General features: G+C 73.3%; 16 protein-coding genes. 6 read left to right on the plus strand and 10 right to left on the minus strand.

Features of this window, described 5'->3' with window-relative positions; all coding sequences use genetic code 11:
- Positions 1–81: 81 nt before the first annotated feature.
- Both KBX43_RS21435 and KBX43_RS21440 read right to left on the minus strand, forming a co-directional pair.
- Positions 82–1,086, minus strand: coding sequence for a LacI family DNA-binding transcriptional regulator (locus tag KBX43_RS21435; protein ID WP_113973489.1), 1,005 nt, complete (start codon positions 1,084–1,086; stop codon positions 82–84).
- A 156-nt stretch (positions 1,087–1,242) separates the two neighbouring features.
- A complete protein-coding gene (locus KBX43_RS21440; protein ID WP_043328110.1) occupies positions 1,243–2,736 on the minus strand; it encodes an amino acid permease in 1,494 nt (497 codons plus the stop codon).
- 273 nt (positions 2,737–3,009) lie between these two features.
- Between KBX43_RS21440 and KBX43_RS21445 the strand changes: the two genes are divergently transcribed.
- Complete coding sequence (locus KBX43_RS21445; protein ID WP_210871741.1) at positions 3,010–4,674, plus strand: glycoside hydrolase family 10 protein; 1,665 nt, start codon at positions 3,010–3,012, stop codon at positions 4,672–4,674.
- Between the two features lie 160 nt (positions 4,675–4,834).
- On the plus strand, positions 4,835–5,377 hold the full coding sequence (locus tag KBX43_RS21450) for a phospholipase (protein ID WP_209963363.1): 543 nt from the start codon (positions 4,835–4,837) through the stop codon (positions 5,375–5,377).
- 60 nt (positions 5,378–5,437) lie between these two features.
- Here the strand turns inward: KBX43_RS21450 and KBX43_RS21455 are convergent, their stop codons facing one another.
- Both KBX43_RS21455 and KBX43_RS21460 read right to left on the minus strand, forming a co-directional pair.
- A complete protein-coding gene (locus KBX43_RS21455; protein ID WP_069087771.1) occupies positions 5,438–8,251 on the minus strand; it encodes an adenylate/guanylate cyclase domain-containing protein in 2,814 nt (937 codons plus the stop codon).
- 155 nt (positions 8,252–8,406) lie between these two features.
- Positions 8,407–8,622, minus strand: a complete 216-nt coding sequence (locus tag KBX43_RS21460; protein ID WP_043328103.1) for a zinc ribbon domain-containing protein — start codon at positions 8,620–8,622, stop codon at positions 8,407–8,409.
- A gap of 37 nt (positions 8,623–8,659) precedes the next feature.
- Between KBX43_RS21460 and KBX43_RS21465 the strand changes: the two genes are divergently transcribed.
- The 3 genes from KBX43_RS21465 (at position 8,660) to KBX43_RS21475 (ending at position 14,388) form a co-directional block, all read left to right on the plus strand.
- Complete coding sequence (locus KBX43_RS21465; RefSeq protein WP_245254826.1) at positions 8,660–9,940, plus strand: lytic transglycosylase domain-containing protein; 1,281 nt, start codon at positions 8,660–8,662, stop codon at positions 9,938–9,940.
- A gap of 67 nt (positions 9,941–10,007) precedes the next feature.
- Positions 10,008–11,024 (plus strand): GNAT family N-acetyltransferase, encoded by a 1,017-nt coding sequence (locus tag KBX43_RS21470; protein ID WP_043328100.1) that lies wholly within the window; start codon positions 10,008–10,010, stop codon positions 11,022–11,024.
- 91 nt (positions 11,025–11,115) lie between these two features.
- A complete protein-coding gene (locus KBX43_RS21475; RefSeq protein WP_209963365.1) occupies positions 11,116–14,388 on the plus strand; it encodes a lamin tail domain-containing protein in 3,273 nt (1,090 codons plus the stop codon).
- A gap of 32 nt (positions 14,389–14,420) precedes the next feature.
- Here the strand turns inward: KBX43_RS21475 and KBX43_RS21480 are convergent, their stop codons facing one another.
- The 6 genes from KBX43_RS21480 to KBX43_RS21505 form a co-directional block, all read right to left on the minus strand.
- Positions 14,421–14,822 (minus strand): XRE family transcriptional regulator, encoded by a 402-nt coding sequence (locus tag KBX43_RS21480; RefSeq protein WP_245254827.1) that lies wholly within the window; start codon positions 14,820–14,822, stop codon positions 14,421–14,423.
- Positions 14,823–15,276: 454 nt separating this feature from the next.
- A complete protein-coding gene (hemB, locus tag KBX43_RS21485; RefSeq protein WP_043328097.1) occupies positions 15,277–16,260 on the minus strand; it encodes a porphobilinogen synthase in 984 nt (327 codons plus the stop codon).
- A gap of 14 nt (positions 16,261–16,274) precedes the next feature.
- Positions 16,275–17,855 carry a uroporphyrinogen-III synthase gene (locus KBX43_RS21490; protein WP_030502883.1) on the minus strand — a complete coding sequence of 527 codons (1,581 nt, stop codon included), beginning with the start codon at positions 17,853–17,855 and terminating at the stop codon, positions 16,275–16,277.
- Positions 17,852–18,838 carry a hydroxymethylbilane synthase gene (hemC, locus tag KBX43_RS21495; protein WP_064446671.1) on the minus strand — a complete coding sequence of 329 codons (987 nt, stop codon included), beginning with the start codon at positions 18,836–18,838 and terminating at the stop codon, positions 17,852–17,854. Before hemC ends, KBX43_RS21490 begins: the two co-directional genes overlap by 4 nt.
- Positions 18,835–20,208 carry a glutamyl-tRNA reductase gene (locus tag KBX43_RS21500; RefSeq protein ID WP_043328095.1) on the minus strand — a complete coding sequence of 458 codons (1,374 nt, stop codon included), beginning with the start codon at positions 20,206–20,208 and terminating at the stop codon, positions 18,835–18,837. The genes hemC and KBX43_RS21500 overlap by 4 nt, the downstream gene beginning before the upstream one ends.
- Entirely contained in the window at positions 20,205–20,975 is a 771-nt protein-coding gene (locus KBX43_RS21505) for a redox-sensing transcriptional repressor Rex (protein ID WP_043328093.1), read from the minus strand. Before KBX43_RS21505 ends, KBX43_RS21500 begins: the two co-directional genes overlap by 4 nt.
- A 390-nt stretch (positions 20,976–21,365) precedes the next feature.
- Here KBX43_RS21505 and KBX43_RS21510 point away from each other — a divergent pair, with 390 nt between their 5' ends.
- Complete coding sequence (locus tag KBX43_RS21510; protein WP_069087776.1) at positions 21,366–22,670, plus strand: sensor histidine kinase; 1,305 nt, start codon at positions 21,366–21,368, stop codon at positions 22,668–22,670.
- Positions 22,671–22,707 lie beyond the last annotated feature (37 nt).

The raw sequence follows: 22,707 nt of genomic DNA on the forward strand, positions 1-22,707 counted from the left end.
GCACTCAAGGAGATCGACATCGCCGCCAACTTCATGATCGACGCGGCCGAGACGCGGCTGAGACGCGGCTGAGACGCGGGGCTAGAGGGGGGCGGACTCTCGCAGGGCTAGGTGGTGAGGGGTTACCAACTCGCGGGGTGGGGAGTCGCGGTCGGGGCCGAGACGTCCGGCCAGGAGCTCGACCGCCAGGCGGGCGATGCGTTCCTTGTCGGGGGCGACTGTGGTCAGCGTCGGGATCGAGAAGCGGCCGTCCTCGATGTCGTCGAAGCCGGCCACCGCGACGTCCTCGGGCACGCGCAGGCCCGCCTCGTGCAGGGCGCGCAGCGCGCCGAGCGCGAGCGTGTCGTTGAAGCAGAAGACGGCGTCGGGGCGTACCCCGGTGGCGAGCAGGTGCCGCATGGCGGCGGCGCCGTCCGCGCGGTGCCAGGCCGGCGCGGGCGCCACCAGGCGGTCGTCGTACGCGATGCCGGCCTCGGCCAGCGCGGCGGTGTAGCCGGCCAGGCGGAGCCGGGCGCTGGCGCCCTCGGGGGTGCGCTGGGAGCCGATCGCGGCGATCCGGCGGCGGCCGAGCCCGATCAGGTGGGCGGTGATCTCCCGGGCGGCGGCCACGTTGTCGATCATGATGTGGTCGGCGGGGCCGTTGTCGACCCGTTCGCCGAGCAGCACCACGGGCAGGCCGTGCAGGGCGGCGAGGTCGTCGGAGGTGAGCGCGAGCGGGCTCAGGATCAGGCCGTCGATCATGTGGTCGCCGATGCCGCTGGCGGCCTTGCGCTCCTGCTCGGAGCCGCCGCCGGTCTGGTGGATGAGCACCGTCCAGTCGTGGTCGGCGGCGGCGGTGACGACGTGCCGGGCCAGCTCGGCGAAGTAGGGGATGTCGAGCTCGGGCACGGCCAGGGCGATCACCCCGGTACGCCCTTTGCGCAGGTTGCGGGCCGACAGGTTGGGCCGGTAGTTGAGCGCGGCGATGGCCTCCTCGACCCGGGCCCGGGTGTCGGCGCGCACGTGTTGGTAGCCGTTGACGACGTTGGAAACGGTCTTCACCGACACTCCGGCCCGCTCCGCGACGTCCTTGAGCCTGTGCCGCACTGAACTGTCCTCCCGGTGAACGCTGGCCGCACTGTACCGCCTCACGACGACGTGACGACCTCTTCACACGGAGAGTTACAACGTTGCAGAAATTCACGGTCGATCAGGGCGGAGCCCTCCCGACCCGCGCGTCGGGAGGGCTCCGCGGTGCCCGCCTCAGGGGGTGGGGGCGGGCTCGGGGGTGTCCGAGTGCTCGCGCCGGGCGAGCCGGTTCTTGCGGTGGCCGTACCCGAAGTAGATGACCGCGCCGATCAGCATCCAGGCGAGGAACCGCAGCCAGGTCTCCACCGACAGGTTCAGGCTCAGGTAGAGGCACGCCACGGCGGTGAGGATCGGCAACACCGGCGAGAACGGCACCTTGAACGGCCGCTCCAGGTCGGGCCGGCGCTTGCGCAGGATCGGCACCGCGATCGCGACCAGCGTGAACGCGCAGAGCGCGCCGATGCTGACCAGGTCGGCCAGCGCCGACAGCGGAAGGAAACCGGCGAGCAGCGCCACCGCGACGGTCATGATCCCGGCGATCCGGTACGGGGTACCCCAGCGCGGGTGCACCTTGGCGATGGCGGGCGGGATGAGCCCGTCCCGGGCGATGGCGAAGCCGATCCGGCCCATGGCCACCAGGTCGACCAGGATCACGCTGGTGAGCCCGGCGACGGCGGCGATGGAGACGAGCACCGCGGCCCAGCCGGCGCCGACCGCCCGGAACGCGGACGCGATCGGCGCGCCCTCGTCGATCTCGGTGTACTTGACCATGCCGACCACGACCAGCGAGACGCCGATGTAGAGCACCGTGGAGATGAGCAGCGTGCCGAGCAGACCCAGCGGCAGGTCCCGCTTGGGCTTGCGGGTCTCCTCACCCAGGTTCGCCACGGCCTCGAACCCGGTGTACGCGAAGAACACCACTGCGGCGGCGGTGAGCACCCCGACGAAACCGAAGACGGAGGGCTCCAGCCCGAAGATGACCTGGGTGACCGGCTGCTTGATGCCGTCGTCCCCGGCGCCGGCCGGCTCGGCGGCCGGGATGAACGGGCTGAGGTTGGCCGCCTTGACGAAGAACAGCCCGGCGATGATCACGAAGGCGCAGATCGCCACCTTGACCAGCACCAGCAGGTTGGTGACCCGGGCGGACTCCCGGATGCCGACGATGGCGACCACGCCGAGCACCAGCACGATGCCGATCGCGCCGAGGTTGACGACGCTGCCCTCCTCGGCGAACCAGGCGCTGGGCAGGCCGAACAGGTCGGCGAGGTAGCCGGACCAGCCGCGGGCCACCACCGCCGCGCCGAGCGCGAACTCCAGCAGCAGGTCCCAGCCGATGATCCAGGCGACGATCTCGCCCATCGTCGCGTACGCGTAGGTGTAGGCGCTGCCGGCGGTCGGCACGCTGCTGGCCAGTTCGGCGTAGCAGAGCGCGGCGAGCAGCGCGACCAGGCCGGCGATGCCGAACGAGATCACCACGCCCGGCCCGGCGCTGTTGCGCGCCTCGACACCGGTGAGCGTGAAGATGCCGGTGCCGATCACGATGCCGATGCCGAAGCCCATCAGGTCGACCGCGCCGAGCCGGCGCCGCAGTCCCGGCTTGCCGTCCTCGCCGTCGGCGTCGCCCTGGGCGAGCACGTCCCCGATCGGCTTGGTTCGCAGGACCGACATCTGATCACCTCCCCCGCCGTGTGGCCGCCACGGTGGCGGTCTGTGACCGGGCTAGCTACCCAGCCGTTTTCCGCTCCAATCCCGCACGGCAGGTATCGGAATCGTCACGATCCGGCCGAGGTCGGACGGCGCGGGACATCGATCACCGGTCAAGGTCTTGCGCCGGGCACGGATAGATGAAAGTTTCCTACCGGAGGCGTGGGCAGTGCGGCGAATCTTGCCGCAACCCCGCCGCCGACCGTCCCCCCGGACCCGACGAAGGGACCGCACCGCATGAAGGCAACTCGGCTCGGAGCCGCCGCGCTGGCCGCGGCGCTGCTCAGCGCGCTGGTCGCCGGCACGCCGGCGCAGGCCGCACCCGACGACACCAGCACCGCCACTTCCCCCTCCACCGACTGCGTCACCGACCCGGCCACGCCCAAGCGCCAGTTCCGGGCCATGTGGATCGCCTCGGTGACGAACATCGACTGGCCCACAAAGGACTCCTGGACCGCGCCGGACCAGGTGGCCAAGCAGAAGGCCGAATACCTGGCCTGGCTCGACCTGGCCCAGAAGCTCAACCACAACGCCGTCGTGGTCCAGGTCCGCCCGACCGCCGACGCGTTCTGGCCCTCGCCGTACGAGCCGTGGTCGGAGTACCTGACCGGAGTACGCGGCAAGAACCCCGGCTGGGACCCGCTGGCCTTCCTGGTCGACGAGTCGCACAAGCGCAACCTGGAGTTCCACGCCTGGTTCAACCCGTACCGCGTCTCCATGCCCGCCCCCGGCGGCGCCGGCGCCGACCTGTCGCAACTGGCCCCGGACAGCCCGGCCCGCCAGCACCCCGACTGGGTCTTCGCCTACCCGCCCGCCGGCGTCGCCGGCAGCCGGCTCTACTACAACCCCGGCGTCCCCGAGGTCCGCGAGTTCGTCCAGACCGCGATGATGGACGCGGTCAAGCGGTACGACATCGACGGCGTGCACTTCGACGACTACTTCTACCCGTACCCGAGCGGCACCTACCAGGTGCCCGACGACGCCACGTTCGCGGCGTACAACAGGGGCTTCACGGACAAGGCCGACTGGCGGCGGGACAACATCAACCTGCTGATCCAGGAGATGAACGCCAAGATCAAGGCGGTCAAGCCGTGGGTGAAGTTCGGCGTCAGCCCGTTCGGCATCTGGCGCAACGCGTCGGCCGACCCGAACGGCTCGGACACCACCGGCTCGCAGTCGTACGACATCATCTCCGCCGACTCCCGCAAGTGGGTCAAGGAGGAGTGGATCGACTACATCGTGCCGCAGCTCTACTGGTACATCGGCCAGTACCCGGCCGCGGACTACGCCCGGCTCGTGCCGTGGTGGGCCGAGCAGGTGCGCGGCACGCGGGTCCAGCTCTACATCGGCCAGGCCGACTACAAGAGCGGTGACCCGGCGTACGGGTCGTTCTGGATGAACCCGCAGGAGCTGTCGAACCACCTGACGCTCAACCGGTCGTACCCGGAGGTGCTCGGCAACGTGCACTTCTCCGCGGTGCAGGTACGGGCGAACCGGCTCGGCGCCACCGACATCTACGCCGCCGAGCACTACTCCCGCCCCGCGCTGGTGCCCACCATGACGCACCTGCCGCGCAAGCCGCTGCTGTTCCCGGTGGTCACCAAGGCCCAGCGGGAGGCGGACGGGGTACGCCTGAGCTGGCGTCAGCCGGCCGACGGCAAGGGCCCGCTCGGCACCGCCGCGTCGTACGCGATCTACCGGTTCGACGGGCACGGCCTGGCCGGGCGCTGCGACTTCGCCGACGCCTCGCACCTGGTCGGCACCGTGCGGGCCACCGACGGCGCCGTGCAGTCCTGGGTGGACACCACGGCGGCCGACGGCGCCCGGTACACCTACTACGTGACCGCGCTGGACCGGCTGGCGAACGAGAGCCCGGCGAGCCCGCCGCGCTTCGTCCGCTGATTCACCCCGAATGCCCCCGGGCCGCCTCGCCGGTCCGGGGGCATTCGTCTGTTCAGGCGGATGTCAGCGAGCCGTTCCCCGGGGCATCGCCCCAGCTCACCCCTTTGATCGACACTTGTCGACACCCGGAGATCCCGGCCACCACCACGCGGAGGTTCCCGTGTCCCGTCGCCTCGCCACCACCCTCGCCGCCGGCGCACTCGCCCTGCTCACCCTGCTCGGTCTGGCCACACCGGCCGCCGCCGCGGTGAGCACCCAGCAGAAGCTGTCCGTCCTGACCAGCTGGACGCAGACCAGCGCGTCCAGCTACAACGCCTGGAACAGCGCCCGGCAGAACCGGTCCCCCTGGACCGAGTACGGCTTCGACTGGTCCACCGACTACTGCTCGTCCAGCCCGGACAACCCGATCGGCTTCAACTTCAAGCTCTCCTGCTACCGGCACGACTTCGGCTACCGCAACCACAAGGCGATGGGCGTCTTCTCCGCCAACAAGGCCCGCCTGGACAACGCCTTCTACGCCGACCTGAAGCGGATCTGCGCCACGTACAACACGGTGGTCCGGCCCGCCTGCTACAGCCTCGCCTGGACGTACTACCAGGCGGTGAGCGTCTTCGGTTCGGTCGCCGCCGTGTCCCCGGCCGACCTCGACCGCGCCGCCCGGATGAAGGCCGACGCCGAACGCCACGCCGCCGCCCGCGCCTGACGCACCACGCGGGGAGTCCGCCGCACGGCGGGCTCCCCGCCGCGCCCGGGCTCGCCCGCCTCAGCCCGCCGTGCTGCGCGGCTGGAACGCCGGCCAGGAGCCCTGCGCGGGAACGCCGAACCGGGGCGAGTCGGCGGCCAGGTCCGGGTGCTCGACATGCAGGGCCAGCGCCGCCACCTCGTCCAGCCGCAGCCCCGCCCCGGCGCCGTAGGCGGCGTCGAACGCCTCGTCGCCGAGCACCCGGCGCAGCTCCGCCTGCCGGGCCGCCCAGTACGGGCCGTATATCCCCGGCGTGGCCCGCAGGTTCGACCGGGTGGCCTGCGCCGCGCCGAACAGCCGGGCCGCGGAGAGCGCGTCCCCGGCCAGCGCGCAGCGCACCGCTATCGCGTTGATCGTGTCGCAGGCCCGGCCCAGGTAGCCGTGGCTCATCCGCGACCGCAACGCCACCAGCAGGTGCTCGTGCGCCGCCACCAGGTCACCCCGGGCCAGCGCCACCATCCCGAGCAGCATGTCCACCGAACGGCCGCCCCGCTCCGCCGGCCGCGACGCCTCGACCGGGCGGGCCGCGGCGAGCACCTCGGCGGCCTCGTCCAGCGCGCCCCGGCGCCAGAGCAGCTCGGCCAGGTTGTAGACGGCGAGCAGCGCGTCCCCGACCACGTCCTGCGCGTACGCCCAGTCGATCACCTCGCGGCAGACCCGCTCCGCCTCGGCGAACTGGCCCATGTCGACGAGCGGCGCGGCGCGCCCGGCCAGCACCCGGGCCAGCAGCCCCCGGTCACCGGACTGCCGGGCGGCCGCCTCGGCCCGCTGCGAGTACCGCAGCTCCTCGCCGAACTCGCCGTCCGCGCCCGCGTGCAGCGAATGCATGTGGTACGCGGCGGCCAGCTCGGCCTCCGGCATCACCTCACCGGTCTCGGCGAGCCGGCCGTAGAGCCGGAACAGCCAGAGCCGCCCCTCCCGGGCCAGCCCGCGTTCCCGCCACCACTGGTCCAGGTCGCCGGCCAGGCGCAGCCCCGCCCGGGCGCTACCGCCGGTCGCGCACCAGCGCAGCGCGGCCCGCAACTCACCGGCCAGCGGATCCAGCGCGTACAGGGAGAGCGTCACCGGACGGCCGTCCGGCCCGAGGCACGCCCGGTCCAGCGCGTGCCGGCACCAGTCCACGTGCCGGTCCCGGGCGCTCTGCTCCTCGCCCGCCTCGACCAGCCGCCGGGCCGCGTACGCCCGGATCGGGTCGAGCATCCGGTACGTGCTGCCCGAGGCGTGCGGCTCGGCCAGCACCATCGACTTGTCCACGAGCACCGAGAGCGGGTCGAGCGGGTCCTCGCCGAGCAGCCACTGCACGGTGGGCAGGTCCACCGGTCCGGCGAACACCGCCATCCAGCGCAGCAGCCGGGCCGAACGCGCGCCGAGCGTCCGGTACGACCAGGTGACGGTCGCCTGGATGGTCAGGTGCCGCTCACTGGCCGAGCGCTGCACCGCGCGGGTCGCCGGCGTGGGCGGTGCGGCACCGGTCGCCGCGGCCACCAGGTCCACGGTGTCCTGCTGGTTGCCGCTCCAGCCCGCCTCCACCGGCGGCGGCTCCGCCGTCTCCCGTCCCGCGTCGAGCGTGCCCAGCATGTCGTCCAGCCGCTCCGCCAGCTGCCCGGCGGAGAGCACCCGCAGCCGGGCGGCGGCCAGCTCTATGGCCAGCGGCAGCCCGTCCAGGCGGCGGACCACCCGGTGCAGGTCGGCCTGCTCGGCCGCCTCCGGCGCCCGCCCGCCCCGGGCCACCGCCGTGCGGTCCAGCAGCAACGCCACCGCGTCACTGCCACCGTCGGGCCCCTCGTCCACCGACAGCGGCGGGATCCGCCACACCACCTCACCTGGTACGCCGAACGACTCCCGGCTGGTCGCCAGCACCCGTACGCCCCGGCCACCGGCCAGCAGCCGGCTGATCACCTCGGCCGACGCCGCGGTCTGGGCGTCGCAGGTGTCCAGCAGCACGAGCATCCGGCGCGGCGCCGCGTACTCGACGAGGGTGTCGAGCATCGGCCGGCCGGGCTCCGGGCGGAGGCCGAGCACGGCGGCGATCTCGAACGCCACGAGCCCCGGGTCGGTCACCGCGGCGATGTCGACGAACCAGACCCCGTCCGGGTAGTCCTCCACGATCCCGGAGGCCAGCTCCACGGCCAGCCGGGTCTTGCCGGCGCCGCCCGCGCCGAGCACCGTCACCAGGCGGTACGCCTCGACCAGCCGGCCCAGCTCGGCGCGCTCGGCCTGCCGGCCGACGAACGAGGTGACCTGGGTGGGCAGGTTGTGAGCCGCCGCGTCGGCGGTACGCGGGCGCGGGAAACGCCGCTCCAGACCGGGCGCGACGAGCTGGAACAGCCGCTCCCGGTCGTCGAAGCCACGCAGCCGGTGCAGGCCGAGGTCGAGCAGGGACACACCGTCCGGCAGCGGTTCGGCGTGCTTGGCGGTGGCGGCCGAGCAGAGCACCTGCCCGCCGTGCGCGGCGGCGGCCACCCGGGCGGCCCGGTGCACCTCGGGGCTGGCGTACTCGCCGTCGCGCGGCTCGGCGTAGCCGGTGTGCAGTCCCATCCGGACCCGGGGCGTGGCGTCCGGGTTGGGCCAGTCGTGACCGGCGAGCGCGCGCTGCGCGGTCAGGCAGGCGTGCACCGCGGCGGCGGCGTCCGGGAACGCGAGGAAGAACGAGTCGCCCTCGGTCAGCAGCTCGGCCCCGTCGGTGCCGGCGAGCGTGTCCCGCAGCAGCCGGCGATGCTCGTGCAGCACCGGCCGGTAGACCGGGCCCAGCATCCGGGCCAGCCGGGTCGAACCTTCGATGTCGGTGAACACGAAGGTCACCCACCCGCTCGGGAGGTGGTGTTCTGGCGACATACGTCGAACCTCCGCCCGCTGACGTCGGATCCATGCTGCCCTATGATCGCGCCGTCACGCATCGTGAGAACGGTTGGGCGGATTCCGACCCAAGGTGCCAAAAGATCACACGGGCGGCAAGAGCCGGTTCGACCCGCGGGACGAGCGGCGGAAACTCAGCAGCCGCAGGAGCCGCCGCAGCAACCTCCACCGCTGGGAATCCCACCAGTCGGGCCGGAACCACCACGCCCGGTGACGGCGACAGCGGAGAGCAGCTTCACCGTGTCGGCGTGACCCCGCGGGCAGGTGGCCGGCTGGGCGGCCTCGGCCATCGGGCGGTTGACCTCGAAGGTGTCGCCGCAGGCGCGGCAACGGAACTCGTACCGGGGCATGACATCAGCGTACGGCGGACCTGACGCCGTCACACGGATGGGTGATACTCGACGGGTGGTGGACGGCGAACGGCGAGCGACGGCCCGGCCCCTGCGACCCGCCGTGCCGCCCGACGGCGACGCCCGGCCCGTCCCGCGTCCCCGCCGCGAGCGCGACCCCATTCCCCCGAAGCCGCCCGCCGGCCCGGCCCGCGACCCGGACGCCACGGCTGGCGAGCCGAGCACGGACCCGGGCGCGAAGCCGCAGCCCGAGCCGGACGCGAAGCCGGGGCGCACGCCCGCCGCCGGAGCCGACACGGACACGAAGGCTGACGCAGGCGCCCCGTCCGGCGAGAAGCCGGAGGCGAAGGCCGGGGCGGCGGACGACGCGCAGCCGGCCGGCGGGCGACGTCGGCGCGTGCCGTTCGCGCACGCCGTCCGCACCCGCCCGCGGCAGCTCGCCGTCGGCGCGGCCAGCGCCACCCGCGCCTGGTCCCGCCGCCCCGCCGGGCGGACCACGCTGCCGGCGCTGTTCCTGCTCGCCCTGGTCGGCGCCGCCACCACGGCCGGCGCGGTGATCGTGCCGGCCGCCGTCGGCAGGCCGGCGTCGGTCGACGAGGCCCTGCCGGAGCCGACCGTGGCGCGGACCGCCGCGCCCGCCGCGACGCCCCTGTTCCCGGACCCGTCCGGGCTGTCCGGCACCGCCGCGCCGACCGGAACGCCGCTGCCCGGCGGCGTGACTGTCGCACCGCCCACCGGTCGTCCCGCCGACGCCCTCGCCGACTGGGCGAGGCGGGTCAGCGCGGTCACCGCCATCCCGGTGGTGGCGCTCCAGGCGTACGCCTACGCCGAGCTGGTGCTCGCCCAGACCAACCGTGCCTGCCAGCTGAGCTGGACCACGCTCGCCGCCATCGGGCACGTCGAGTCCGGGCACGGCTCGGCCAACGGCGCCACGCTCGGGCCCGACGGCCGGGCCCTGCCGGAGATCAAGGGGCAGCCGCTCGACGGGCAGGGCGGCCGGTCCCGGATCCTCGACACCGACCAGGGGCAGCTCGACGGCGACCGCGTCTACGACCGGGCGCTCGGGCCGATGCAGTTCATCCCGACCACCTGGCAGGAGATCGGCGCCGACGCGGACAACGACGGCGTGAAGAACCCCCACGACATCGACGACGCGGCGCTGGCCGCCGGCCAGTATCTGTGCAAGGGCGGCCGGAACATGACCATCCCGGGTGACTGGTGGGGGGCCATCCTCTCGTACAACGATGTGCGCCGGTACGCCCAGGCGGTCTTCGACAAGGCCGACGAGTACGGCAGGCTCAGCCGCAACGTGAGGTGACCGCTCGCGTACATTCGCGGACTGAACCCTTCCCCCCGGCAGCGGTTGACGGCAAGCTAGACGGGTGATGGTGCGCGAGTGGAACCCTCGGACCGCCTCGTCCGCCGAGATCGCGTCCCTGCTGGACACGCTGAACGCGGTCCTGGCGGCCGACCTGCCGCAGGACCCGCCCTGGCAGGAGAGCTCCATGCGGGAGTACCTGTCCGAGGTGATGCCCGGCGAGCGGCGGATCTCCTGGGTGGCGCAGGAGGACGACGCTCCGGACGGCACGCCCGGAGCGATCGTCGGGCATGTGCACGTGCTGCTGCTGGGCGGCATCGGCGTACTGGAGGTGCTGGTGCATCCGGCGGTCCGGCGCACCGGGCTCGGCCGTGAGCTGGTCCGGGTGGCCGCCCGCCGGGTGTGGGACGAGGGCTTCCAGTCGATCGGCGTGGAGGTGGTCGGCGACACCCCGGCCGTGGCGTTCTACGAGTCGCTGGGCTTCACCCGCGACTATGTGGAGACCCGCAGCGTGCTCGACCTGCGCACGGTGGACTGGCCGGCGCTGACCGAGATGGCCGCCGAGGTGGGCGCGGGCTATCACGTGGAGTTCTGGCCCGGCGGGCCGCCGGACGAGCTGCTCGAGGCGTACGCGCGGGCCAAGGCCGAGGTGCGCGACTCCGACGACGTGGAACTGCGGCCCAGCTCCTACGACCCGGACCGGCTGCGGGACAGTCTCGCCACGTTGCACCGGCGCGGCATGAAGCCGTACATCGTGCTGGCGTTGCACGAGCGGACCGGGGACGTGGCCGGGCTGACCGAGGTGGTGGTGCCGGCGCAGCACCCGACCCGGGCCGACCAGTACGACACGATCGTCGTCCACGACCACCGTGGTTACGGCATCGACCGGGCCATCAAGGCGCGGATGCTGCTGGAGCTGCGCTCGGCCGAGCCCCAGCTGGTCGAGGTGCAGACCTGGAACGCGCAGGACAACGAGTCGATGCTGAAGGTCAACGCCGAGCTGGGTTACCGCCCCGACCGCGACTGGTGCGAGTACGGGGTGGACGTCGCCGAACTGGTGCACCGGCTGGACAGTCACCGCTGACCGTTCACCGGACGGCCACCGAAGGGCTGGACGGTGGACCCACGAGACCCTTAACGTTCGTTAGTTCCTGTCCACCCACCGTGGAGGCCCCATGCGCCCGCGCCGCACCCTCGCCGCGCTCGCGACCACCGCCGCCGTCACCCTCACGGCGATCGCTGTCGCACCCCCCGCGGCCAGCGCCGCGCCCACCGACCTGCTCATTTCCGAGTACGTCGAGGGGTCGTCCAACAACAAGGCCGTCGAGCTGTACAACGGCACCGGCGCCCCGATCGACCTGGCTGCCGCGGGCTACCAGCTCCAGCTCTACTTCAACGGCGCCAGCACGTCGACGAACATCGCGCTGACCGGCACCGTCGCCGCCGGGGACGTGTTCGTCTTCGCCGCCGCGTCGGCCGCGCCCGCGATCCTCGCCCAGGCCGACCAGACGTACGGCGGGTCGCTGTTCAACGGCGACGACGCGATCGTGCTGCGCAAGGGTGACACGGTGGTCGACTCCCTCGGCCAGGTCGGCGTAGACCCGGGCAGCGAGTGGGGCAGCGGGCTCACCAGCACCGCCGACAACACGTTGCGCCGGCTGCCCTCGGTGACCGCCGGCGACACCGACCCGGCGGACCCGTTCGACCCGGCCGCGCAGTGGGCCGGCTTCGCCACCGACACGTTCGACGGGCTGGGCAGCCACACCGTCGGCGGAGGCGGCCCGGTCGACCAGCCGCCGACGCTGGCCTGCGGCGGCGCGCTGACGCTGTCGGCGGGCGCCACCGCGACCCGCGAGGTGACCGCGACCGACGCCGACGACACGATCACCGACCTCGCGGTCACCGCCGTCGTGCCGGCTCCGGCGAGCGGCTCGATCAGCCGTACCGCGTTCACCCCGGCGGCCGGGGATGGTGGCACGGCCACCGCCACGCTGACCGCCACCGGCCTGCCGGCCGGCAGCTACGCGGTCACGGTGACCGCCACCGACGACGACGGCGACACCGCCACCTGCACGCTCTCCGTGCAGGCCACCAGCGTGCTGTCGATCGGCGAGGTGCAGGGCCGCACCGGCGACGACGAGGACGGCCGCGCCGACCGGTCGCCGCTCGCCCCGGCCAGCGGCAACGGCACCAGCTCCCAGTTGTACGACGTGCGCGGCGTCATCACCGGCATGTCGCTGACCCGCAGCTCGGCCGGGGCCGACCAGTGGGGCTTCTACCTGCAGAGCCGGCTCGGCACCGAGGACGGCGACCCGCTCACCTCCGACGGGCTGTTCGTCTTCATGGGCTCGTTCACCACGCTGATCGGCGGGTACGCCCCCACCGTCGGCGACGAGGTAGTGCTGCGCGGCCGGGTCTCCGAGTACTTCAACCAGACCCAGCTCTCCGGCGCCTCGCTGGTCCGCAAGCTCGACTCCGGCCTCGACGTGGACACCGCGGTCCGGGTCGACGACGCGGTCCCGCCGGCCGAGGCGGCCGCCGCCGACCTGTACTGGGAGCGGCACGAGGGCGAACGGATGCGGGTACGCGCCGGCAGCGGCGTATCCGCGCCCCGGCACATCTACTCCTCCACCGCCGACTCCGAGATCTACGTGCTGGACCGCGAGGACCCGGTCATGAAGCGGTCCGACCCGTACGCCCGCCGGGTGTTCCGGGACGCGCACCCGCTCGACGACATCCCCGGCACGCTCTTCGACAACGGCAACAACCAGCGCATCCTGCTGGGAGCGGGCGGCGTGAAGGCGGCCGCCGGTGACTCCCGCGCGCTGCTGCCCGAGGCGCGCACGTTCGACACGCTGACCGAGGACGCCTACGGTTCCGTGTCGTACGCGTTCAGCAAGTACAGCGTGCAGCCCGAGCAGCTCACCCTGACCGGTGGCGCGGACCCGGCCGCGAACCACCCGCCGCAGCCGGCCGACCGCGGCAGCGAGGTCGCGATCGCCACCTACAACGTGGAGAACCTGTACGACTACCGGGACGACCCGTTCGACGGCTGCGACTTCGCCGGCAACACCGGATGTACGGGGGTCAGCCCGCCGTTCGACTACGTGCCGGCGAGCCAGGAGGCGTACGCCGCCAAGCTGGCCGCGCAGGCCCGGCAGATCGTCAACTCGCTGCACAGCCCGGACCTGATCCTGGTGCAGGAGGCCGAGGACCAGGACATCTGCTCGGTGGTCGACGGCGCCCTGGCGTGCGGTGACACGAACAACGCCGACGGCGCGCCGGACACCGTGCAGGAGCTGGCGCTGGCCATCGCGGCCAACGGCGGCCCCGCCTACGCCGCCGCGTACGACCGCACCGGCGCGGACGCCCGCGGCATCGCCTCGGCGTTCCTCTACCGCACCGACCGGCTCACGCTGGCCGAGGCGACCGCCGCGGACCCGCTGCTGGGCTCCGCGCCGACCGTCCAGTACCGCTCGGCGGCGCTCGCGTCCAACACGGACGTGCAGAACCCGAAGGCGTTCAACGCGGTGCTGCCCGCCGACGTGGACCGGTCGACCGGCGTGGACGGCAGCAACGTCTACACCCGCGCGGCCCAGCTGGCCCGGTTCACCGTCAAGGCCGCGCCCGGCTCGACCGAGCGGTTCACGCTCTGGGCGGTCGCCAACCACTTCTCGTCCGGGCCGGACAGCCGGGTCGGGCAGCGCCGCGAGCAGGCCGCGTACGGCGCCGCGATCGTCGCGGCGGTCGAGGCGAGCGACCCGAACGCCCGCGTGGTCTACGGCGGCGACCTGAACGTGTTCCCCCGCCCGGACGACCCGATCGCCACCGCACAGAACCCGACCCCGTCGGACCAGCTCGCCCCGCTGTACGAGGCCGGGCTGCACAACCTCTGGGACGACCTGGTGGCGGACGCGCCCGCGTCGGCGTACTCGTACACCTTCAGCGGCCAGGCGCAGACGCTGGACAACCTGTTCGTGAACGACCCGATGCACGACGACCTGGTGCAGGTACGGACGGCGCACATCAACGCCGACTATCCGACCGACGCGCCGGAGCTGGGTGACCGGGGCGCCAGCGACCACGACCCGCAGGTGGCCCGGTTCCGGTCGCGTGCCTCGCTGCGGGTGGCCGACACCTCGGTGGCCGAGGGCGACAAGGGCACCCGCGCGATGACGTTCACCGTCACCGTGTCCCGCCCGCTCTCCGAGCCGGCGTTGATCTGCGCGACCACCTACGGCACGACCGCCCAGGCGGGGTCGGACTACGACCCGTACGTGGGTTGCAAGCTGCTCCCCGCGGGCCAGACCTCGCTGGCGTTCCCGGTCACCGTGCGCGGCGACCGCAAGCGCGAGGCGGACGAGAAGCTCACGCTGTACGTGGCGGGTGTGCCGGGCCTGCGGCTGGCCGACCCGTCCGGCGTCGGGACGATCCTGAACGACGACTGACAGGTGTTCCGGGCGGCGGCCCGTCGATTCGCTCATGGGCGGATCGGCGGGCCGCCGCGGTATCCGCACCGCTGCGGATCGGCCGGGGGCGGCACGTTCCGGTACTTGGCCACCCGCACCTCCCACTGGCTGCGGCGGCGCAGCGCGTCCCGGACCGCCCGGTCGCGGTAGAAGGTCTCCGGCGGGCGGGCCAGCCCGTACCGGTCGGCCCACCACTCCCCCGGCTCCGGGTCGGTGACGACGTCGAGGTGGGACGGGTACCGCCGCTCCGCGCCGTCACGCAGGTCGGCCCGGTCACGCATCGGCTTGAGCACCGTGCCGGCCTCGTCGACGACCACGAGCCGGAAGCCGGCCGTGCCCACGATGCGCGACAGCATGGCCAGGCTCGGCGTCAGGCTGCCCGCCTCGATGCGCCCGACCGTGCTCGGATGCACCCGGGCGAACCCCGCTCCGCACCCCTGTGGAAAACCTGGAATCCGCCGCCCGACCAGACCTCGCCGTGCGTCAACCGCCCCACTCAAGGCACACGGAGCGTGACATCACTGTGCGTTAGCCAGTACTGCCGAAGCGAACGCCGCGCACTCAAGACAAATAACAACCAATCCGGACGCAACGCTCGGAATAGCCGAGCCAAGGAAGACCACCTCAGTCGACTTTGCTCTGCAGCCTTCGAAGCACTGCTTACGCTTCGTGACAGTTGCGCCCGTGGCTGCAGAGCAAAGTCGGCTGAGGGCATAGCGCCTGCCACCCTGAGAACTACTGTGAGCTACCGCGTCTGGCTGTGGACAACTTGAGGCAACGCACCGCCCGCGGATCTCACCGACGCGCCACGACACGCGCGCCGGCGCGAGCCCGCCCCGGGTCCGACGCCGGGCGGCCGGGTGGGGGTCAGTAGCGCTCGCGCAGCAGCTGGGCCGCCTCGACCGCCCAGTAGGTGAGGATGATCTGCGCGCCGGCCCGGCGGATCGAGGTGAGCGTCTCCAGCATCACCCGCTCCCGGTCGATCCAGCCGTTCGCGGCGGCCGCCTCGACCATCGCGTACTCGCCGGAGACCTGGTAGGCGGCGACCGGGACGTCCACCGCGGCCCGGACCGCAGACACCACGTCGAGGTAGGGCAGCGCGGGCTTCACCATCACCATGTCGGCGCCCTCGGCCACGTCCAGCTCGACCTCGCGCAGCGACTCGCGCAGGTTCGCCGGGTCCTGCTGGTAGGTACGCCGGTCGCCCTCCAGCGCCGACTCCACCGCGTCGCGGAACGGGCCGTAGAAGGCGGAGGCGTACTTCACCGCGTACGCGAGCACCGAGACGTCCTGGTGCCCGGCGGCGTCGAGCGCCTTGCGGACCACGCCGACCTGGCCGTCCATCATCCCGGACGGGCCGACCACGTGGACCCCGGCGGCGGCCTGGGCCACCGCCATGTCGGCGTACGCGGCGAGCGTGGCGTCGTTGTCGACCCCGCCGTCCGGGGTGAGCAGGCCGCAGTGCCCGTGCGAGGTGAACTCGTCCAGGCAGAGGTCGCTCATCACCACAGTCGCGTCACCGACCTCGGCGACCACGTCCCGGATCGCCACGTTCAGGATGCCCGCCGGGTCGACACCGCCGGAGCCGGTCTCGTCGCGCGTCGCCGGCACCCCGAACAGCATGATCCCGCCGACCCCGGCCTGGACCGCTTCGACGGCGGCCTTGCGCAGCGAGTCCCGGGAGTGCTGGAGCACTCCCGGGAGCGACGCGATCGCCCTCGGCTCGGTCAGCCCCTCCTTGACGAACATCGGCACGACCAGTTCGGCCGGGTCGACGCGGGTCTCGGAGACCAGCCGCCGCACGGCCGCGTTGCGACGCAGCCGGCGGGGCCGGATCTCGGGGTACGGCATGAGGGAGCCTCCTGTCAGCGGAACCTCAGGGCGGTCGGGCCCTGCACCTTGGAGCCCCGGCGCTGCTTCGCCGGCATGGCGGCGAGCTTCTCCCGCAGTTCGACGGCGTAGGCGGCGAGCGCCTCCACCAGGTCGGGCACCGAGGCGTGCGGCGGCTGCACGTCGACCCGCAGGCCGAACTCGGTGGCGGTCTCCGCCGTCTTGGGCCCGATCACTGCAACAACCGTGCGCGCATGCGGCTTCCCGGCGATACCGACGAGGTTCCGCACCGTGGACGACGAGGTGAACAGCACGGCGTCGAACCCGCCCGACTTGATCGCGTCGCGGATCTCGGCCGGCGGCGGGGCCGCCCGCACCGTCCGGTACGCGGTCACGTCGTCGACCTCCCAGCCCCGCTCGGTGAGCCCGGCGGCAAGCGTCTCGGTCGCGATGTCGGCGCGCGGCAGCAGCACCCGGCCGACCGGGTCGAGGACCTCGTCGTGCGGCGAGAACTCGGCCAGCAGGCCCTCGGAGGACTGCTCCCCGGAGGGGATCAGCTCCGGCTGGATGCCGAACGCGCGGACCGCCTCGGCGGTGGCGTCACCGATACAGGCGATCTTGACGCCGCCGAAGTGGCGGGCGTCGAGGCCGTGCTCGGCGAACTTCTCCCACACCGCCCGGACCGCGTTGACCGAGGTGAAGATCACCCAGGCGTAGCGGCCGTCGACCAGGCCCTTGACCGCCCGCTCCATCTGCGCCGGGGTACGCGGCGGCTCGACCGCGATGGTCGGCACCTCGCACGGGATCGCCCCGTACGCGCGCAGCCGGGCGCTCATCACGCCGGCCTGCTCCTTGGTGCGGGGCACCAGCACCTTCCAGCCGTACAGCGGGCGGTTCTCCCACCAGCTCAGCTTGTCGCGGTCGGTGACGGCCGCGCCGACGGTGAGCACCACCCGGCCGGTGAAGCCGAGCGCCGCCGCGACGAAGGAGTCGACAGTCGACGTGGTGGTGTACTGCGTCTCGCCGGTGCCGTCGCCGGTCACCCCGACCGCTGTGGTGCCGTCGACGCCGGCGGCCAGCAGGCCGTCCCGGACGGCGGCCAGGTCACCGGCGTCCACGGCGAGCGCCAGCGAACCCCGGCCCACGGCCGTGGCGAGCGCGTCGAAGTCGAGCGCGGTGACGTCCTCGACGTCGGCGGCGGTGCGTACGCCCGGCAGCGGGACGCCCGCGTAGGTGGCCACGCCCTCGGCCTGGCCGACGCCCGGCACCACCTCGAAGTGCGCTGCGGTACGCGCGACCGCCTGCACCTCCTTGACCACCGAGTCGTGGCCGAACGGGTCACCGGCGACCAGGTGCACGGCGTTCTGCCCGGACCGGGCCGCGGAGATCAGCACCTTCGCCACGTCCCCCGGCACGCCCTCGGCGGGGCTGAACTCGGCGTCGGGCCGGGCCTGGGCGCGTACGTGCGCCAGGAGCGACTCGGGTACGCCCCGGTCGTAGACCACCTGGTCGGCCTCGACCAGGGCGTCCAGCGCCCGGCGGGTCAGCAGGCCGGGGTCGCCGGGACCGGCCCCGACGAAAGCGATCTGGCCTACGGGCTTACGGGTGCGGGTCATTCTGTGCTCCCAAGTTGCTGGGTCCCCGGGCCGGCCTGTGCGTCCTGGCCGAGGATCGAGTCGGCGCCGAGTTCGAGGAGTTCGGCGGCGAGTGCCTTGCCGATCTCCGCCGCGTCGGCGGGCGTTCCGGTGCGGGACAGCCGGAGGTCACGCGAACCGTCCGGGCTGATCACCGCACCGCGCAGGTAGATCTCCTGAATCACGTCGCCCTCGTCGGTGGGCTCGCCTTCGGCGAGGACGGCGTACGCGGCCACGGGTGCGCTGCATCCTGCCTCCAGGGTGGCCAGCAGCGCCCGTTCCGCGGTGATCGCGGCGCGGGACGGCTCGTGGTCGAGCAGCGCGAGCATCTCGATCACGTCCTGGTCGTCGGCCCGGCACTCGACGGCCAGCGCGCCCTGAGCGGGCGCGGGCAGCATGAGCATCGGGTCGAGCGTCTCGGTGATGACGTCGGCGCGGCCGATCCGGTTGAGCCCGGCGCGGGCCAGCACGACGGCGTCGAGGTCGGCGTCCGGGCCGAGCACCCGGCTGAGCCGGGTGTCGATGTTGCCCCGGATCGGGGTGACCTCCAACTGCATGCCCAGCGCGTGCAGCTGGGCGATCCGGCGCAGCGCGCCGGTGCCGACGCGGGCGCCGGGGGGCAGCTCGGCGAGCGTACGGCCGTCGGTGGCCACCAGCGCGTCGCGCGGGTCCTGCCGGGGCGGCACGGCCGCGACGTGCAGGCCGGGCGCCGCCGCGGTGGGCAGGTCCTTGTACGAGTGGACGGCGAAGTCGATCTCACCGGCGGTCAGCGCGTCGCGCAGCGCGGACACGAACACGCCGACGCCGAGTCGCTGCACCGGGGCGGTCGACTTGTCCCCGGCGGTCACCACCTCGACCAGCTCGACCGGGCGGCCGGTGGCCGCGGTGAGGGCTTCGGCCACGTGGCCGGACTGGGCCATCGCCAGGGCGCTGCCCCGGGTGCCGAGGCGCAGTGGGGCGGTCATCGCGCACCTCCGGTGGGCGGGATGTCGGCGGCGTCGAACGACGGCCGCCCGTCGAGATCGGTGGCGACCACGTCGGGAACGGTGTCGACCGGGGACGTCTGCGGAACGTCCAGGTCGAACAGCTCGCGCAGCAGCGCCGCGTACTGGTCGCCGCCGGGCTCGGCGGCGAGCTGGCGGACCCGTACGGTCGGCTGGTGCAGCAGTCGCTGGACGACCCGGTGCACGGTCCGGGCCACCTCGGCGCGCTGGTCGTCGCTGAGGTCGGGGCGGCGCTGACCGAGCCGGCGCAGCTCGGTGGCGACCACGTCGTCGGCCCGGCCGCGCAGGGCGGCCACCGTCGGCGCCACGTCGGCGCCGCGCAGCCAGCTCAGGAACGACTCGACCTCACCGGCGACGATCCGGGCCACCTCGGCGGCGTCGGCGGCGGCCGGCCCGTCGGCGAGCACGGCGGCCATCCGGTCGATGTCGACGACCTCGACGCCGGGCAGCTCGGCGACGCCGGGCTCGACGTCGCGCGGTACGGCCAGGTCGAGCAGGACCAGCGGGCCGCGGTCGGCGTCCCGGCGGGCCAGTGCCCGGGTCACCACGTCGCGGGTGAGCACCGGCTCGGTGGCGGCGGTGGCGGCGACCACGACGTCGACGTCGGCGAGCGCGGTGATCAGCTCGGCCATCGGCACGGCGGACGCGCCGTACGACTCGGCGAGCCGGACGGCACGGGCGGCGCCCCGGTTGGTCACGGTGAGCGGGCCGGCGCCCAGCCGGGACAGCGTGGCCACGCCCAGCGAGCCCATCGCGCCCGCGCCGACGATCATCGCGGGCCGCCCGGCCAGCTCGCCGTCGAGCATCTCGGCGGCGAGGTCGAGGGCGGCGGTGACGACGCTCTGCCCGGCCCGGTCGATGTTGGTCTCGGCGTGCGCGCGCTTGCCGACCCGCAGCGCCTGCTGCATCAGCTCGTGCAGCAGGCGGCCGGCCGAGTCGGCGCCACCGGCGGAGTGGTAGGCGTCGCGGAGCTGGCCGAGGATCTGCGCCTCGCCGACCACCATCGAGTCGAGCCCGGCGGCCACCCGGAAGACGTGGTCCACGGCGGCGGCGTCGTAGTGCACGTAGAGGTGCGGGGCGAGCGCCGCCGGCTGGCAGCCGGCCTGATCGGCCAGGACCGCGCAGATGTCGCCGAGTCCGCCGTGGAACCCGGAGACGGCGGCGTAGACCTCCACCCGGTTGCAGGTGGAGACCAGGACGGCCTCGGCGACGTACGGCTGGGCGATCAGGCGGTCCAGCGTCCGGGTGAGGTCGGCGGGCGGGACGGCGAGCTGTTCCAGGGTGGCGACCGGGGCGGTGCGGTAGGACGCGCCGACGACGAGCAGTTTCACGTGCCGATCGCCTCCTGGGTGTCGGTGGCCGCGAGTCCGCCGGGCAGGGCGGTGAGGGCGGTCCCGCCGGTGGCGGGGAGCGCGGTCAGCGACGCCTTGCGGTGCTCGTGGAAGGACAGGATCTGCAGCTCGATGGCGAGGTCGACCTTGCGCACGTCGACCCCGTCCGGGACCGAGAGTACGCAGGGCGCGAAGTTGAGGATGCTCGTCACGCCGACGGCGACCAGCTGATCGGCGACCGCCTGGGCGGCCGGGGCGGGCGTGGCGATGACGCCGATCGAGATCGATTCCTCGGCGACCACCTGGGGCAGGTCGTCGATGTGCTGGACGACGAGTCCGTTGATCCGCTCGCCGACCCGGGACCGGTCGGCGTCGAGGAGCGCGGCGATACGGAAGCCGCGGTTGGCGAAGCCGTCGTAGCCGGCCAGCGCGTGACCGAGGTTACCGACGCCGACGAGCGCGACGGCCCGGCACTGGGTGAGGCCGAGCACCGAGGAGATCTGGTCGACCAGGAGCGCCACGTCGTAGCCGACGCCCCGGGTGCCGTACGAGCCGAGGTGGGACAGGTCCTTGCGGAGCTTCGCGGAGTTGACGCCTGCCGCGTTGGCGAGCCCTTCGCTGGACACCGTCTCGTGCCCGGAGTCGGCGAGCGTGTGCAGCGCACGCAGGTATTCCGGGAGCCGGGACACGGTCGCCTCGGGCAGGTCCGGAAGCGCCGGTACGGCACCGGTGCGGCCGGGCGCGCCTGGTTGACGGTGCTGACTCATGAGACTCCGTGCGGTGCGATCCTCGACCAGCGACGGGGGCCGGTCGTTTCGGGACTCCCGCTGGCGACCGAGATTGCCGGCTGTGCTAGCAGGGCGCGTCGGAACTACAGAGTAGGCGCTTGTGAAGAGGTGCACAAATCGCGATCTTGAAAGCTCGCGACGCGCCTTCACCTGCCCCTCCATTCCCGCAAGATCGATCGACCGCCTCCCTTGGCGGCGCGTGGCGATTATTGCTCAATCCCGACTTCCCTGACCAATCGCGCGCGGCTCGTAGCGCTCCGTCACCGGCGTGGCGAGGCGAGTCTCACGTTTTGCAGTAGGGAGAACCCCACCCCCAAGAGGCCAGCGTGCGGGATGGGTCGGCGGGGCACGCGCCCATAGCCTCGAACCATGACCGCCGCACCACTGGCCACCGCGCCCACTCCGCTGTCCCCCGTCCACGGGCTGCTGCGCCGCCTCGCCCGCGACACCACCTACGTACTCGTGGGCTTCCCGCTGGCGATCGTCGGCTTCGTGCTCGCGGTGGTGGGGATCTCACTCAGCGCCGGGCTGCTGGTGACCACGCTCGGCCTGCCGATCCTCGCCGGCTTCCTCTACGCCGCCCGTGGGCTGGCCGACATCGAGCGGCTCCGGCTCGCCGCGGTGCTGGACCGGCCCCGGGTACGCCCGGTCTACCGCCGGCCGGAGCCGGGCGCCGGGTTCTGGCGGCGGGTGTTCACCCCGATCCGGGACGCGCAGTCGTGGCTCGACCTGCTGCACGCGTTCGTCCGGCTGCTGGTGGCCCTGCCCACGTTCGTGCTGCTGGTGGTCTGGTGGGTGCTGGCCCTGGGCGGCACGCTCTACGTCGTCTACGACTGGGCCATCCCGCGCGGCGTCGACGACCAGGACCTGAGCCAGCTCCTCGGAATGGGTGACGGCGCCGGCGCGCGGATCGCCCTGAACACCGCGATCGGGCTGTTCGCCCTGTTCACGCTCCCGCTGGTGGCGCGCGGCTGCGCCCGCCTGCAGGCCGGGCTGGCGTACTCGCTGCTCACCGGCGTGGCCGAGATGCGGCAGCGGATCATCACGCTGGAGGAGCAGAAGCGCGCCGCCGCCTCGGCCGAGGCGGTCGCGCTGCGCCGGCTGGAGCGCGACATCCACGACGGCCCGCAGCAGCGGCTGGTCCGGCTCGCCATGGACCTCGGCCGGGCCCGCCACCAGCTCGCCGACAACCCGGACGCGGCCCGGCAGACGCTCGACGAGGCAGTGGCCCAGACCCGGGAGACGCTGGACGAGCTGCGCGCGCTGTCCCGGGGCATCGCGCCGCCGATCCTGGTCGACCGGGGCCTGCCCAGCGCGCTCGCCGCGCTGGCCGCCCGGGCGCTGGTGCCGACCGAACTGGTGGTGGACGACGACCTGGGCACCGCCGCCGGCCGGCTCGATCCGGGGCTGGAGAGCACCGCGTACTTCGTGGTGGCCGAGGCGCTGACGAACGTGTCGAAGCACAGCCGGGCGAACGCCTGCCGGGTGGAGGTCACCCGGAAGGTGGGCCGGCTGGAGATCACTGTCACCGACGACGGCGTCGGCGGCGCGCACCTGGCCAAGGGCCACGGGCTCAACGGCATCGCCGACCGGGTCCGGGCGGCCGGCGGCACGCTGGAGGTGACCAGCCCGGCCGGCGGCCCGACCCGGGTCCACGCCGAACTACCGAGGTGATCCGGACCACCGGGTCGGGGCGTGATAGACACCGGAT

The organism is Micromonospora sp. C41, assembly GCF_018070485.1.
In the GTDB taxonomy this organism is placed as follows: domain Bacteria; phylum Actinomycetota; class Actinomycetes; order Mycobacteriales; family Micromonosporaceae; genus Micromonospora; species Micromonospora chalcea.